Annotated in this window: 13 protein-coding genes; 8 read left to right on the top strand and 5 right to left on the bottom strand. The window is 36.5% G+C overall.

Features of this window, described 5'->3' with window-relative positions:
• The first annotated feature begins 1 nt into the window (after nucleotide 1).
• Entirely contained in the window at nucleotides 2-1,285 is a 1,284-nt protein-coding gene (locus tag VK91_RS15195; RefSeq protein ID WP_048393973.1) for a histidine--tRNA ligase, read from the top strand.
• A 62-nt stretch (nucleotides 1,286-1,347) separates the two neighbouring features.
• Here the strand turns inward: VK91_RS15195 and VK91_RS15200 are convergent, their stop codons facing one another.
• Together VK91_RS15200 and VK91_RS15205 are read right to left on the bottom strand one after the other, a co-directional pair.
• Nucleotides 1,348-2,970, bottom strand: coding sequence for a hypothetical protein (locus VK91_RS15200; RefSeq protein ID WP_048393974.1), 1,623 nt, complete (start codon nucleotides 2,968-2,970; stop codon nucleotides 1,348-1,350).
• Nucleotides 2,967-3,749, bottom strand: a complete 783-nt coding sequence (locus tag VK91_RS15205) for an ABC transporter ATP-binding protein (protein WP_048393975.1) — start codon at nucleotides 3,747-3,749, stop codon at nucleotides 2,967-2,969. The genes VK91_RS15200 and VK91_RS15205 overlap by 4 nt, the downstream gene beginning before the upstream one ends.
• Before the next feature lie 220 nt (nucleotides 3,750-3,969).
• Between VK91_RS15205 and VK91_RS22750 the strand changes: the two genes are divergently transcribed.
• Nucleotides 3,970-4,119: a hypothetical protein gene (locus VK91_RS22750; RefSeq protein WP_156181906.1), complete on the top strand. Its 150-nt coding sequence runs from the start codon at nucleotides 3,970-3,972 to the stop codon at nucleotides 4,117-4,119.
• A gap of 49 nt (nucleotides 4,120-4,168) precedes the next feature.
• On the opposite strand, the gene VK91_RS15210 is transcribed toward VK91_RS22750, so the two are convergent.
• Nucleotides 4,169-5,380, bottom strand: coding sequence for a Zn-dependent hydrolase (locus VK91_RS15210; RefSeq protein ID WP_048393977.1), 1,212 nt, complete (start codon nucleotides 5,378-5,380; stop codon nucleotides 4,169-4,171).
• Between the two features lie 4 nt (nucleotides 5,381-5,384).
• Nucleotides 5,385-6,080 (bottom strand): L-2-amino-thiazoline-4-carboxylic acid hydrolase, encoded by a 696-nt coding sequence (locus VK91_RS15215; protein WP_048393979.1) that lies wholly within the window; start codon nucleotides 6,078-6,080, stop codon nucleotides 5,385-5,387.
• 137 nt (nucleotides 6,081-6,217) lie between these two features.
• Between VK91_RS15215 and VK91_RS15220 the strand changes: the two genes are divergently transcribed.
• The 4 genes from VK91_RS15220 (at nucleotide 6,218) to VK91_RS15235 (ending at nucleotide 11,177) form a co-directional block, all read left to right on the top strand.
• Complete coding sequence (locus tag VK91_RS15220) at nucleotides 6,218-7,099, top strand: LysR family transcriptional regulator (RefSeq protein ID WP_048393981.1); 882 nt, start codon at nucleotides 6,218-6,220, stop codon at nucleotides 7,097-7,099.
• Between the two features lie 86 nt (nucleotides 7,100-7,185).
• Nucleotides 7,186-8,640, top strand: a complete 1,455-nt coding sequence (locus VK91_RS15225; protein WP_048393984.1) for a sodium/proline symporter — start codon at nucleotides 7,186-7,188, stop codon at nucleotides 8,638-8,640.
• Between the two features lie 176 nt (nucleotides 8,641-8,816).
• Entirely contained in the window at nucleotides 8,817-10,256 is a 1,440-nt protein-coding gene (locus tag VK91_RS15230; RefSeq protein WP_048393985.1) for a PLP-dependent aminotransferase family protein, read from the top strand.
• Between the two features lie 12 nt (nucleotides 10,257-10,268).
• On the top strand, nucleotides 10,269-11,177 hold the full coding sequence (locus VK91_RS15235; RefSeq protein WP_048393986.1) for a D-alanine--D-alanine ligase: 909 nt from the start codon (nucleotides 10,269-10,271) through the stop codon (nucleotides 11,175-11,177).
• Nucleotides 11,178-11,440: 263 nt separating this feature from the next.
• On the opposite strand, the gene VK91_RS15240 is transcribed toward VK91_RS15235, so the two are convergent.
• Nucleotides 11,441-12,280 carry a YitT family protein gene (locus tag VK91_RS15240; RefSeq protein WP_036079667.1) on the bottom strand — a complete coding sequence of 280 codons (840 nt, stop codon included), beginning with the start codon at nucleotides 12,278-12,280 and terminating at the stop codon, nucleotides 11,441-11,443.
• A 202-nt stretch (nucleotides 12,281-12,482) separates the two neighbouring features.
• Here VK91_RS15240 and VK91_RS23345 point away from each other — a divergent pair, with 202 nt between their 5' ends.
• Both VK91_RS23345 and VK91_RS15245 read left to right on the top strand, forming a co-directional pair.
• Nucleotides 12,483-12,527: an erythromycin resistance leader peptide gene (locus VK91_RS23345; protein ID WP_156181907.1), complete on the top strand. Its 45-nt coding sequence runs from the start codon at nucleotides 12,483-12,485 to the stop codon at nucleotides 12,525-12,527.
• Between the two features lie 277 nt (nucleotides 12,528-12,804).
• A complete protein-coding gene (locus VK91_RS15245) occupies nucleotides 12,805-14,253 on the top strand; it encodes an Msr family ABC-F type ribosomal protection protein (protein WP_048393989.1) in 1,449 nt (482 codons plus the stop codon).
• Nucleotides 14,254-14,312: the final 59 nt, after the last annotated feature.

Consider the following 14,312-nt stretch of genomic DNA (forward strand, 5'->3'; position numbering starts at 1 on the left):
GATGAAAAAAATAATGGACTATCAGAATGTTCGAGGAACACAAGATTATTTACCAGAGCAAGAGGCTACTCGTCGTGTGATACGACGTACGTTAGAAGATACATTTATAGCCTATGGCTGCAAGCCGTTAGAAACACCTATTCTTAACTATACAGAGTTGATGGCTTCTAAATATGCTGGTGGTGCTGAGATTTTAGAGGAGATGTATACATTAACAGATCGAGGTGAGCGAGATTTAGCGTTACGCTATGATTTAACAATTCCATTTGCAAAAGTTGTAGCGATGAATCCAGCGATTGCTATGCCATTTAAACGATATGAGATTGGCAAAGTGTTTCGAGATGGCCCCATCAAGGCTGGTCGTTTTCGCGAATTTACACAATGTGATGTAGATATTGTTGGGGTAGAATCACAGGCTGCTGAGGCGGAGCTAATGATGATGGCGATAGATGCCTTTAATCAGCTTAAACTTAAAATTAATCTCCAATATAATAATCGCAAGCTTTTAGTTGGTTTACTGCAATTATTTGAGGTTGAACAGGAACAAATGAATCGAGTTATTTTAACATTAGATAAGATTGAAAAAATAGACGAGAAAACAATGCTCGCAGAATTGAAGGCATTGGGGTTATCAGATAATAGTATTCATAAAATAAAGCACTTTTTAGATGAACGTCCTCAAATAAGTATGGCGTATTTTGAAGGATTCGCGACCGAGAATGTCTTTTTACAACAAGGTTTACAGGAATTAATGGAACTAACTTCTTATTTAGAGGCACTTGAAATAAGTGACCAATGTATTTTCAATCCATTTTTAGCGAGGGGACTTGAAATTTACACAGGAACAATTTATGAAATTTTTTTAGCAGATGGAACAATTCGCTCAAGTATTGGTAGTGGGGGACGCTATGACAATGCTATTGGTGGCCTTTTAGAGACAAATCAAACCTATGCTACTGTTGGTATTTCATTTGGTTTAGATGTCATCTATACAGCACTAGAGCTTTCGGGAAAAATAGAGCAAAACGCTCCTAGCGTGGATATTTATATTATTCCTCTGGGAACAGAAAAAGAGGCACTAAAGCTAGCAACTGCATTACGGCGAGAAAAATATAAGATAGAAGTTGAGCTAAGTGGGAAAAAAGTGAAAAAGGCGATGGAAAAAGCCAATCGTGAAAACACACCAAAGGTTATTGTATTAGGAGATAACGAGGTCAATCAAAATATGTATAAAATAAAAGATATGAAAAGCGGTGAGGAAGAATTCGTTGCATTTATCTTTTAAACACCATATCATGGAAAAAACGGCTGATCCCACTCTATTATAGGATTTGAGCCGTTTTTTGGTTATTTTTTCGATTTAAAAACCAGTTTCCATATCAAGATGTTGATGAAGAAAAGCACAATGAAATATATAGTAGAGCCGTATGTTATCTGACTAGCTATTATATAGTGCAGCCCTACAAGTAAACCTAAAGGGAGCAATAACAAAAGAATCTTCCAGCCTTGCGCATCATTAACTTCATCATAGGGTTTGGTAAAGGGTAATTTGTTTGTCATCATGACGAAACAAAGGATGGTATATAACCAGCTTGTTACCAAAACAGCTAGTAAATCAGGGATAATTCGAATACCATAAATATAGCTAAAGACTATACTTAGTACTAAAAATAACGGAGTATACAATTTAATTAAAAATGCCTTTAAGCTACCTTTTTGTAAATCTGTATAATCTTTAAGCGGTAGCGTTTTATAAATCCATGCAGCCTTATATTTAGCAGAGTGACCAAGCATAAGGACAGCGGATGGTATAATCATCATACTAAAATAGATATTTAAATAGCTCATACTACTAGCATAAACGACTTCTTCCCCTCTGCTAAAAGTAAACATGAAAATAAAGGGAATAATAAATGAAAAGCCTAAAGATGGGTAGACCTTTAGCTTAAACTCTCGCTCTTGCTTCATCATCAGAGCTGCGAAGCGATAGAAAGCTCGTTCCTCGTGTGTTCTACACACAATGGTTAATAAAAACGACTTTAGTCGATTGTTTTTTTCCTTTTTAGACTTACTTGTACTTAGCAGTTTTTGGAGATTGCGTTCAAAGGTTGGTATGAGTTTAATATAGATCCAAATCGAAATAATAGGTACAATCACTGCTAAGATGGAATAAATGACTGTCAATAAGGATGTGTCACCATGCAGTATGAGTTCATAAGGGGCAGCGAACCACATCGGTATTAAGAAGAGGTTCCACCAATGAAACGATACTACCATATCTAAATTGACGAATTCAAAGGATCGAATAAGAACTTGGTAGCCAATCATCAGCATTAGAGATAAAGCGATTTGTACATAATTAATCATATCCTTCAGCTTTTCACCATCGAAGAAGCGTAAAATGGCAATATATAAAATGGCTGTGATGGCAACTATAAATAAATTCATTAATAGAATCTCAAGACCTGTTAAAATAAAAAACACAATACCTTGAGTAAAAAGGCTGACTATTAGAGGGATGGCTGTTAGGGCCAATGTTAAATAGGATAAATAAATAAAAATATGCATAAATTTTGCTGCATTAATTGTTTTAGCTGAAATAGGCTTAGTTGAAAGTATGCTTTTATCTCGTACATCTAAAAGCACAGAAGAAAAGTCAGAAATCAATGAAGTCATAATCAAAAAGATGATCATTGCAAAGGCGATACTCATCTGAAATAGAAAATTTTGACCAAATCCCATAAGCGGGATGAGTATAAGTCCGAATAACATATAAATCCATAGCGACTTAATGTAGCCATACTTTTGATTGTCTTTCTTTTTGTTTTGATTAAATAGGGTAGGTACTTTCCGTTCATCCATTGTTAATTTTATATGGAGGATTTTTCTCATCATGTCATAATCAATGCCCATTTTTATAAAAAACCATCGGAACTTATCAAGCAATCGTAGCGTTTTGAAATCTGTCATAATTGTCTCCCACGAACGACGGACACAAATTTTTCTCCGATTTCCTGATGTTCATGAAATCCTGTTAACTGGTTAAAAATTCTTTCTAATGTTCCTTCAGTATTATCTGCTTGTAATTGGGCAAATGTTCCGTCCGCTGCAATTTTTCCATCATACAGCAAAATGATGCGGCTACTGATTTTTTCAACGACATCCATAATGTGTGATGAGTAAAATATAGTCTTTCCATTGGCAGCTAGTTGCGTTAAGATTTCTTTAAAAATCATGACACTGTTTGCGTCAAGGCCATTGATTGGTTCATCTAAAAATAGCAGGTCTGGATTATGTATAAGGCTTGCAATAATTAGTAGTTTTTGACGCATGCCTTTAGAATAGGAAGAAATTCTAGAATGGTATGCTTCACCAACTCCAAACAGTTCCATTAGTGATTTGGATTTGTCAGCCGCCTCCTCTAGCTCTAATCCATATAGCTGGCCGATGAAGGTTAAATACTCATAGCCTGTTAAGTTATCATAAACATCAGCGATTTCAGGGACGTAACCAATTCGCCGTTTATAATCAATTTGGTCTTGTCCTATGCTTTTCCCAAAGAGCTTAATTTCGCCACCAAAATCACCTTCTAGCCCTAGAATAAGTTTTACAGTTGTACTTTTACCCGCGCCATTGGGGCCGATATAACCGATGATTTCACCTCTAGCTGCGTGAAGGTCAATCCCTTTCAAAATTTCCTTGTTTCCATAACTCTTCGTTAAATTCGTAATTGTTAAAATCTCTTCCATTTTATAGCCCCTTTCAATTATTTTGGAAAATTAACCATAATTACACTATATCATATTAAAAGAGATAATATTCCTTATGCTAAAATGAAACCAGTTCAATCAAAAATAGAGAGATCTTCTTATATAAAGGGAAATTTAAAAACGAAATAGATTTATTATTTTAAGGTAAATACGCTTTATTTATAGTTGGCTTATTTCAAAAAAGTGAGGTGAATGACACATGAAAAAAATTGAAGTGGTATTGTCTGACTATAAACCAAATTGGGCTATCTTTTTCAATATGATTCGCCCAACATATACTCTGAAAAAAGAGCCTTTTATTCAAAAGGTGATTACTCAAGCTAAAAATGAAGGTTATGGAAAAAATTAAAAAAGCCATTCTAAAAAAATTAGAGAATGGCTTTCTTCTATATAGTAGTCTATTTAGCAAGTTCAACAACTGTATCATAAAAAATATTAGTTGCTACAATAATATCCTCATCTGAACTGTATTCTAAGGGATTGTGACTAATACCATCCTTTGAACGGACGAATAGCATCCCAATCGGGGCAATTTCAGCTATATTCATTGCATCATGCCCAGCACCACTTATGAGAGAATAAGGACGTATACCTTGCTTTTCAATACTTGTAGTAAGTTGCTGTTGTAGTAAGGCATCGGTTTTTGCAGGCTTAATGCGCTGTAATACTTTAGAAGCCAATGAGACATGTCTTCGTTCAGCAATTTGTTGAAGCTGTTGCATAATTTGTTGCTCTAATGCACTTACTTTATTTTCGTCAATATCACGAAGATCAATCGAGAACGTAACTTTACCTGGTATAACGTTTGTCCCATTTGGGGAGACCGTTAGCTTACCAACCGTTGCAACGGAATCTGTTGTATTGGTTAATAGTTGCTCAATGGCTAAAATCATTTCACTTGCTGCAGTTAGAGCATCCTGACGAATCGGCATAGGTGTTGCACCAGCATGTTCACTGACACCCGTTACGGTTACCTCTAACCATAATGGGGCTGCAATACCTGTGACAACACCGACTGGTAGGTCTTCATTTTCTAACACTTTTCCTTGCTCGATATGCATTTCTAAATAAGCTTTTATGTCATTACGATGCACTTGTGTTAAAGGATAAGGTGATAAATGGAAATCTTTCATGGCTTCTTCGATGGAAATGCCAGCTTCATCTGTATGCTGTAATTGCTCCTCTGTTAAAAGACCAGCCATTGCACTACTGCCAAGGAGCCCAAAGCCAAATCTTGTTCCTTCCTCATCCTTAAAAGCGACAACTTGAATTTTTTTAGAGGGTATCAACTGTTGCTCATGCATAGTATGTACCACTTCAATAGCTGCTAGCACCCCTAATGCTCCATCATATTTGCCACCCTCTGGTACTGTATCGATGTGAGAACCTAGCATAATGGTTTCATTTCCTTCACCATATGTACCAATAAGGTTTCCAACTGCATCGATTGTGACATTCATACCTGCTTGTTCCATATAAGTTGTAACTAACTCAATTGCCTGCTTTTCTTCTGGTGTGAACGAGAAGCGGTTAATGCCACCTGTCTTTTCATTACGACCAATTTGACTTAAGTCTTGAAGATGCTGTACGAGCCTAACTCCGTTAATCATGACATCACTCTTTCATTTGGAATTGGAAGTGGCACTGTCCTTCACGTAAAACAAATTGATCATGTACCACCTCTAGGCTTTTATTGTACCCTTTAGCAATAGAGGGGTCGATGACTTTACAATACAAAATTCCATATTTACCCATATCATCATCTGCCCATTGTTGACCTAATGGGCAGTGAGTAAACGTTTGTTCAACCTCATTTTCCTTATAAACTGTATCGATTTCAAACAAATCACTGCGACCCATATCATAGTTAGTTAAATAATGCTCCACGGAATTTTCTAGACCGTTTGTGCGAGCACGTTGAGCAATACCTTGGCCACGCTTATGACCAAAACGTTCTACTGCCCGCATAATCACTTGTTCACCAGCTTCTCCATATTCATCTACAACTGGCTTGGCAATCTGTGCAAACATTTTAGAAAATCGAGCAAACGGTGTTAAATCAGCAAATTTCTCTTCACCTACAACGATTTGGGGTAAGTATTCAAAGAAAGTATGATTTTCCCCTTCTGCTGTTGCTTTTTTCGCCATGGCTTCAGCATCCTTTAAACCAAACGCCTCTAAGCCTTTTTGTACTAATCTCCGACCATGCTCTCCATACTGCTCTGTAATGGAGAGATGTAATTCTGTAAACATTTTTGCGGTAATTATGTCCATAGATAAAGCCTTCATCATTAATCTTTCCTCTGCCATTTTATGAGCCCCCTCATTAACAAATCATATTGATTTACTTGGATTTTATTTTTATTATAGAGGTGGCTAGTAATTTAAATCAAATGAATATTTACATAATCAACTATGAAAAAAAATCATAAAAGGAGCAGAATAGCATGGCTACATTAGCACAATATATTGCTTTCCATACACTTATCGATACAGGAAATTTTACAGAAACAGGCTTAAAGCTCAATCTCACACAGTCTTCAATCAGTCATACGATTAGTAATTTAGAGGCAGAATTAGGGCTTTCTCTAATTATTCGAAACCGCAATAATATTGTTTTAACGAGTGAGGGGAAAATTGTTTACGAACACATCTCAAAAATATTGCAGCAACAACAGCAGCTTGAAACCTCTGTAGCAAATTTAAAAAATCTCATTGGGGGGACGTTATCGGTTGGTATTCTACCAAGTGTTTCTCTGGTCTTATTACCAAAGGTTTTAGCGTATTTCGAACAGCATCATCCAGACCTACAAATACGTTTGATGGAGGGAGATTATGATCAAATCGAAGAATGGCTTCATAATGGCGTTGTCGATATCGGTTTTTTAGTGCAACCAAATTCTAAACATCTTGTATTCGATGCGATTTTTAATGATGAGCTTGTTTGCATTATGGCACAGGAGCATCCATTGGCGAAGGAAGAGAGGCTCTCTCTAGAGCAATTGCAGGATGAACGCTGGATTATGCCTAAACGTACGATTGATCGAGATGTATCAAGGATCTTAGCTAAACATAAAATCCATCCCAATGTAGTCTATGAATTATCAGTTGACCAAGTCATTTTGACAATGGTCAATGAAAATTTAGGCATTTCTGTTGTGCCGAACTCGCTTTTACTACATGCACCAAGTAACCTGATTAGAAAAAAATTTTATCAAGCATATATTAGACAGGTTGGAATTGCACACAAACACAGTATTCATCTTTCTCCAGGAGCTTTAAAGTTTGTAGAAATATCGAAATACTTTGCCTCCTTTTTACAAAATTAGTTATTGACAATTAAAAAAACCCGAACTATTATCTGATAAAACCAATTGGGATTGTTTAGATTAATCAGATGGAGGACTTTGGGTATATGCATACAATTGTTTATGTTGAAATATTTATATATTTACTCGCTATGCTAGGAGTAGGGATATACTTCAGTAAAAAAGATTTATCACATAATGATTACTTTCTAGGGGGAAATAAACTACCGGGCTGGGCGTTAGCCTTTTCTGAACGTGCAACGGGTGAATCCGCCTATATGTTTTTAGGGGCAATTGGCTTTATATATGTGGCTGGGCTGTCAGGCATTTGGATTTTATCTGGCATGCTTTTAGGCGTTGTTGCATCATGGCTATTTTTATCAAAGCGCTTTATGACAGAGCAACAAAAATATAAGGTGAATAGCCTAACAGATTATATTGCTGTTAAATTTCCAAAGCACGCAGATATAATTCGTTGGTTAGCTTCTGCAGTAATGGTGTTATTCTTTGTTTGCTATTTAGCAGCTCAATTTTCCGGGATGGGTAAAACGATTTATTCATTCTCAGGACTCAACATCACTTGGGGAACAATTATTATTGGAGCAATAATAATTGCCTATTCATGTATGGGAGGATTTATGTCCGTTGTTTGGACAGATACAATCCAAAGTTTTTTAATGCTGATCTCGTTTGTTATTGTACCAATTGCAGCTTATATGGAAATTCAACATCAAGGTTTAAGCATTTCAACAGAGCTAGCTCAAATGGGCAATGGTGCGGATAGTTGGGTTGGAGGCTTAAATGGACTTGCCTTAGGGGCGATGCTATTTACAAATCTATCCTGGTTCTTTGGCTGGCTTGGGGGGCAACCTCAATTGAGCTCTCGCTTTATGGCTATTACGACTGAAAAAGAGCGAATTACTGGCCGTAATATGGCGATTATTTGGACATTAATTGTCTATGTGGGTGCCTTTTTATCTGCGATTTTCGCGTCCACTTTGTATAAGCAAGGTTCTATTGAAGATCCTGAAATGATATTGCCACATATGGTATTTGAAATTTTACCACCTTGGGTTGCAGGAATTATTGTGGCTGGTATTTTAGCAGCTATTATGTCAACGGCTTCGTCTCAATTGTTAGTCATCACAACATCGATAAGTGAGGATATAATTCATAAAACATTACGTTGGAATATTTCTAGCAAAAAATTAGTTCACCTTTCGCGTCTAGTGGCTGTTATTAGTGGGATTGTGGGTATTATCATTTCACTCAAATCAGGTTCTGTAATTTATAGCTTAGTATCCTTTGCATGGGCAGGGATTGGCAATACATTTTCGGTTGTGATCCTTTTAATCTTTTTCTGGAAACGTGTTTCAGGCATTGGGGTTATTGCTACAATTATTGTCGGTTTTATTAGTGCGATTGTATGGTCCCTGTCACCTATGGAGGCTGTAGTGTCAGCCAAGGCAGCGACATTCTTTATTTGCTTAATTGTTGGAGTTGTGGTGTCTTTAGTATGTCCTGATAAAAAGGAAAACGGTCTGAATGATATTTTAAAATAATAATAAAACTCCTTTTTTGCTGATATATTTCTCAAAAGAGGAGTTTTCTTTTTATGCTTATGACCATATTGAAATATGATAGAAAGAAGAGCAACCACTCTAACAGGAAATTACATAATGTGTGGACCTTTTTGGTTATCAGGGTTTATGCAAAAATGAAGCAAGGGGGTTAGGAAGTGTTTAGTGATTTTAAGCTTATGGATGAACGGCCAGTTTATGTACAATTGAAGGATTATGTTCAAGACATGATTGTCAAGGGGCATCTGTTGGAACATCAAAAGCTTCCATCTACCCGTGAACTTAGTAAGTTATTAGCGGTCAGTAGAAACACGGTGCTGAACGCATATGCCGAATTAGAGCTAGATGGCATCATCTATGCAGTGAAAGGAAAAGGGCATTTTATCGGAAAGGTTACTACATTGAAAACTTCTTCTATTGAAATAGATTGGAAACAAAGGCTGAATGAAACAACTTTGTTAGCTGATGAAATTGATTTAATACGACAAGATATACACTGGAAAAAAGGCATGATTTCATTTACTAGTATAGCTCCAGAAGAAAAGCTTTTTGATGTTGAAAATTTCAAAAGGGCATTTCTCACAAGGATGTCCATTGAAGGAGATATTGTCTTAAACTATGGCTATGCCAAGGGCTATAAGCCCTTAATTGACCACCTTCTTAGCTATATGGAGATGAAAGGTGTGGACATTTCTAATAAAGATATTTTAATTACAAATGGTTTTACAGAAGGTCTAGATATTTTATTGTCCTCTTTAGCTAAAAAATCAGGGCGTGTACTATGTGAAAATCCTACACATCATGCAGCATTGAAGCTTTTCCGTTTGCATGGGTTAGACGTACATGGCATCGATATGCAAGATGACGGGATTGACATGGAACAGGTGGAAAAAACATTAGCAGATAAGGACTTTGATTTTGCCTATCTTATCCCGTCCTATCATAATCCAACAGGAATTGTCACTTCCTCCGAGAAAAGGAGTGCTATTTTTCAGCTTTTTTCCAAATATCAAATACCCATTATAGAAGATGGTTTTAATGAGGAATTAAGGTATTCAAGCTCGCATTTGGCACCACTTATCGCTTTTAGCGGTATAGGTAATAACATTGTCTATATTGGTAGCTTTTCTAAAATTCTTTTCCCTGGCTTACGTGTTGGCTGGATTTTAGCAGATAGGGAGTTAATTGATAGCTTGGAAAGTATGAAAAGAGCTCGAACAATTCATACATCAACACTGGATCAGGCAGTATTATATCAATATTTACAGGATGGTTACTTTGAAAAATATTTAAAGAAAGCAAGATTTGTTTACAAGAAAAAATATGAGCTTGCCCGTCAAGCTTGTATCCAATACATTCCCTATAGCAGGATAACAGGGGATGGGGGGCTTCACCTTTTTATAGAACTAAAAGAGGACGTAGATGCACGATTGTTGCTTGAGAAATGCTATGACAAGGGCGTTGTATTTTATCCAGGTGATGTATTTTATACAAATGGAAGAGGTAGTAATACATTTCGTTTAGGTTTTTCTCGTTTAGCAGATGACGATATTGTTCGAGGTATTCAAATTATTGGTGATACATTGAAAACGTTATGAGGAGTTGAAAAAATGAAGGTTGGCGTAATTATGGGTGGTACTTCCTCTGAAAAGCAGGTTTCCATCATGACAGGTAAGGAAATGGTCACTCAATTAGATAAGCAAAAATACGAAGTTGTGGCAATCACATTAGATAACAACAAAGAGGTTATTGACAAGGTAGGTGATATTGATGTGGCTTTGTTAGCACTTCACGGTAAGTTCGGGGAAGATGGTACGATTCAGGGGGTACTAGAAACGTTGGGAATTCCTTATACAGGAAGCGGTCTTCTAGCAAGTAGTTTGTGCATGGATAAAAATATGGCAAAAAAAATCCTTCGATATGAAGGTGTCGCAACTCCAGATTGGGTGCATCTCATAAAGGAAGAGGAGTTGCCCTTGCAGGATATAGAGCTTATGGGTTATCCACTTGTAGTTAAACCAAATGCTGGCGGCTCTAGTGTGGGTGTTCAAATTGTCCATGATCGGAGTGCCTTATTGGCTGCGGTTGCAGAAGTATTTAAGTGGGATAACGAAATCATTATTGAGCAGTATTTGATTGGTGACGAAATTACATGCCCAATACTCAATGAACAGCTATTGCCAGTCCTGTCAATCAAACATACAGCAGTATTTTTTGACTACCAGGCAAAATATGACGATGCTTCTACCGTGGAGGAGCCTGTGGAACTACCACTTGCAATTCATGACCGAGTGGCAAAGGCTGCGATGATCAGTTACAAGGCTTTAAGATGCAGTGTCTACGCAAGAGTAGATATGTTAATGAAGGATGGCGTTCCTTATGTGTTGGAGGTTAATACGTTGCCTGGCATGACGCAAAATAGCCTACTACCAAAAAGTGCCCTTGCTGCGGGGATCAGCTATTCAGCACTATTAGACAGCATTATCCAAAGCTCTTTACAGATTGATAGAAATAGGTAAATCGAAAAACAAAACCACCAATAGAATTTTTGTGAAAGGATAAAATGAACATCCGTTCCAAGCTACTTCTAATTGGTTATTCGATCGTTACTGTTAGGATGAAAGATAAGGAAAAGACTCTTTTGCACATGGTGATTTGAGTGACGCTGGCGGAACGTAAATCAACACTTCGCTTTGCCAAAAGTTCTTTTTCTGCTAGTGAAATCTTTTTTAACAACATAAAACACCTTTTGTTGTTACCTACAAAAGGTGTTTTGACTGTTTTATGATTTTGCTAATTCAATAAAGCCTTCTCCGAAAACGTCCCTTACATCATGAATGGCAATAAAGGCATCCTTGTCGACTTCTTTGACAATTTTTTTAAGCTTTACAACTTCTTGCTTACTAATAACAATATACAGGATTTCCTTTTGTTCCTTTGTGTAATAACCATGACCTGATAGCACAGTTACCCCACGATTCATATAAGCAGTTACCTGTCCAGCAATGTCTTCAGGTTTTTTAGAGATAATGGTAACTGCCTTTTTAGGGTTAACTCCTTCAATAACAAACTCCATTACCTTAGTACCAACATATAGCATAACAATTGTTAGCATTAATGCCTCTGCACCAATGATAAAATAGGATGAAAAAGCAACAATTAAATCGAAGAATAAAAGTCCATAGCTAATACTCCATCCAAGATATTTGTTAGTGATTCTCGCTAAAATTGTAGAACCTGCTGTTGTACCACCAACTCTGATAATCAAGCCAATACCGACTCCTGCAAATACGCCACCAAAAATTGTATTGACGATAATCTCATCTGAAGAGATAGACCACGTTTCTGTTAAATGTAAAAATAAAGAATGGAATGAGACCGCAATGATTGTATAAATTGTTGTTTGTCTATTTAAAAATTTATAACCCACGATAAGTAAAGCGGCATTCATAACAAAACTGACAATACTTGGCGACCATCCGAACAGATAATAAGCAATAATCGTTAAGCCTGTTACGCCACCTTCACCTAAATCATTTGGAATAACAAATAAGTTAACTGCTAGGGCAAAAAGCAGTGATCCAAGCATAATCATTAAAATATCGATAACATATTTCTTCATTCACATAACACCACCAAATCAAATTTTATTTTTCTTAAATTCCATACTATATCAGGTTTTCACCAAATGATATACTTTTTGGAATGTTCATTTGTGATATATCGACAGTAATTAGTGTGTCTTTAGAGAGAACTTTCGAAACTTGACATATTAAAGCGAGAATTTATAATAGTCGTAACACTGCAAGGAGGGTTATTAAAAAATGACACATGCTATGACACTACGTTTCCCAATGTTGAACCAGTAACTGAATAGGGCCAAACGCTGTTTTGTGACACCAGAGTAAATGGGATAGTCTGTCCTTTTTTAATCATCTTCATAATCATGAGAAAAAAGAGACGCTTGTCTTATAATAAATCTCTTTTACTTTACATCACAGGCAAATTTGTCTGTGTTTTTTTATTGAATGTAGGGAGGAAAGTGAGATGTATAGTCTATTATTCTTTTAATACGAGCTTTGATTAAAAGCTCGTATCGATACCATCGCTATCGGTACGGAATGATCAATTTCGGGAGGTAGCAAAATGGAAAAGGTTTGCTTTGAGTTAGAGAATGTAGTCGTTACTTATTTAGATAAAGAACTATTAAATATTGAAAAATTAGCCGTGCATCAATTTGACCGGATAGGAATCGTTGGTAAAAATGGTGCAGGTAAAAGTACGTTGATGAAGTTACTTGCTGGCAAGATACAACCAGTAAGTGGGAAATTGAAAAGGCATGTTCATTTCGGATACTTTGAACAGATGGAGGCACCAACGTTAATAGAGGCAGATCCACAGTTATTAGGGAAATTAGCAGTACCTACGTATTCTGAAGGATTAAGTGGTGGAGAGCAAACAAGATTAAAGCTAGCACAATTATTTACTTCTTATGAGGAAGCTTTGCTTATTGATGAGCCGACAACACATTTGGATCAACTCGGCATCTCATTTTTATTAGATGAATTACGTTATTATTATGGGGCCCTCATACTCATTAGCCATGATCGTGCTGTACTAGATGAGCTGGTTACAGCGATATGGGAGGTAGATGGTGGTAAGGTAACGATCTACTCAGGGAATTACAGCGAGTATGCCATGCAAAAGCAATTAGAGCAAGATCAACAAAATCAGGCTCATGAACAATACTTGAAAGAAAAGAGCAGGCTTGAAAAAGCTGTAGATGAAAAAATGAAAAAAGCTGAAAAAATTGCTCAGGCAGGCAATATGTCTAAAAGAGAGGCTAACGCTAAACCTAATCGTATGTTTATGACAAAGTCCAAAGGCACAAGTCAAAAAGCCGTACAGCGTGCAGCAAAAGCTATCGAACATCGGATAGGGAAGCTTCATAAAGCAGAAGCGGTTCAGGAAGAAAGAAAAATTGTTTTTCGACAATCAAAAGCCTTGGCATTGCATAATAAGTACCCCATTATGGCAGATCGATTCACTTTACATGCTCAAGATAAGGTACTATTACACGAGGTGAGCTTCCAAATCCCGTTAGGTAAAAAAATTGCGCTTAAGGGTAACAATGGTAGTGGTAAAAGTACATTACTAAAACATATAGCCAATAATGGTGAGGGTATAACTATTTCTCCAAAGGCTAAAATAGGTTATTTTCATCAGATGAGCTACCAATTTGCTGGTGAGGAAACAGTGCTACAATTTTTAAAGAATCGCTCTGAATATGATGAAAGTTTATTACGAAGCGTACTTCATTCCATGCAGTTTGCTGGCACTGATTTACAAAAGAAAATTACCACACTTAGTGGTGGTGAGGCCATACGCCTTCAGCTTTGTCAGCTATTTTTAGGAAATTATAATATTTTGCTGTTAGATGAACCAACTAATTTCTTAGATATTCAAGCACTCGAAGCCCTTGAACAATTTATAGCTGCTTATGAGGGAACAATAATCTTTGTCACACATGATAAAAATTTTATCGACAATGTAGCAGATATTCAGTTTACTGTTCATAATAAAAAAATACTTTAAGTGAAAAGGTGCGATTCCATTAGGAGAATTGCACCTTTTTTAGTGAATTTTTATTAGAA

Origin of the sequence: Lysinibacillus sp. LK3, assembly GCF_001043675.1 — a bacterium.
GTDB lineage: Bacteria > Bacillota > Bacilli > Bacillales_A > Planococcaceae > Lysinibacillus > Lysinibacillus capsici.

What these genes read in the sequence shown, in the direction of transcription:
- VK91_RS15195 (WP_048393973.1), top strand. Translation starts at nt 2, where the DNA reads ATGAAAAAAATAATGGACTATCAGAATGTTCGAGGAACACAAGATTAT.
- VK91_RS15225 (WP_048393984.1), top strand. Translation starts at nt 7,186, where the DNA reads ATGCATACAATTGTTTATGTTGAAATATTTATATATTTACTCGCTATG.
- VK91_RS22750 (WP_156181906.1), top strand. Translation starts at nt 3,970, where the DNA reads ATGAAAAAAATTGAAGTGGTATTGTCTGACTATAAACCAAATTGGGCT.
- VK91_RS15210 (WP_048393977.1), bottom strand. Translation starts at nt 5,380, where the DNA reads ATGATTAACGGAGTTAGGCTCGTACAGCATCTTCAAGACTTAAGTCAA.
- VK91_RS15205 (WP_048393975.1), bottom strand. Translation starts at nt 3,749, where the DNA reads ATGGAAGAGATTTTAACAATTACGAATTTAACGAAGAGTTATGGAAAC.
- VK91_RS15245 (WP_048393989.1), top strand. Translation starts at nt 12,805, where the DNA reads ATGGAAAAGGTTTGCTTTGAGTTAGAGAATGTAGTCGTTACTTATTTA.
- VK91_RS15220 (WP_048393981.1), top strand. Translation starts at nt 6,218, where the DNA reads ATGGCTACATTAGCACAATATATTGCTTTCCATACACTTATCGATACA.
- VK91_RS15240 (WP_036079667.1), bottom strand. Translation starts at nt 12,280, where the DNA reads ATGAAGAAATATGTTATCGATATTTTAATGATTATGCTTGGATCACTG.
- VK91_RS15235 (WP_048393986.1), top strand. Translation starts at nt 10,269, where the DNA reads ATGAAGGTTGGCGTAATTATGGGTGGTACTTCCTCTGAAAAGCAGGTT.
- VK91_RS15200 (WP_048393974.1), bottom strand. Translation starts at nt 2,970, where the DNA reads ATGACAGATTTCAAAACGCTACGATTGCTTGATAAGTTCCGATGGTTT.
- VK91_RS15215 (WP_048393979.1), bottom strand. Translation starts at nt 6,080, where the DNA reads ATGGCAGAGGAAAGATTAATGATGAAGGCTTTATCTATGGACATAATT.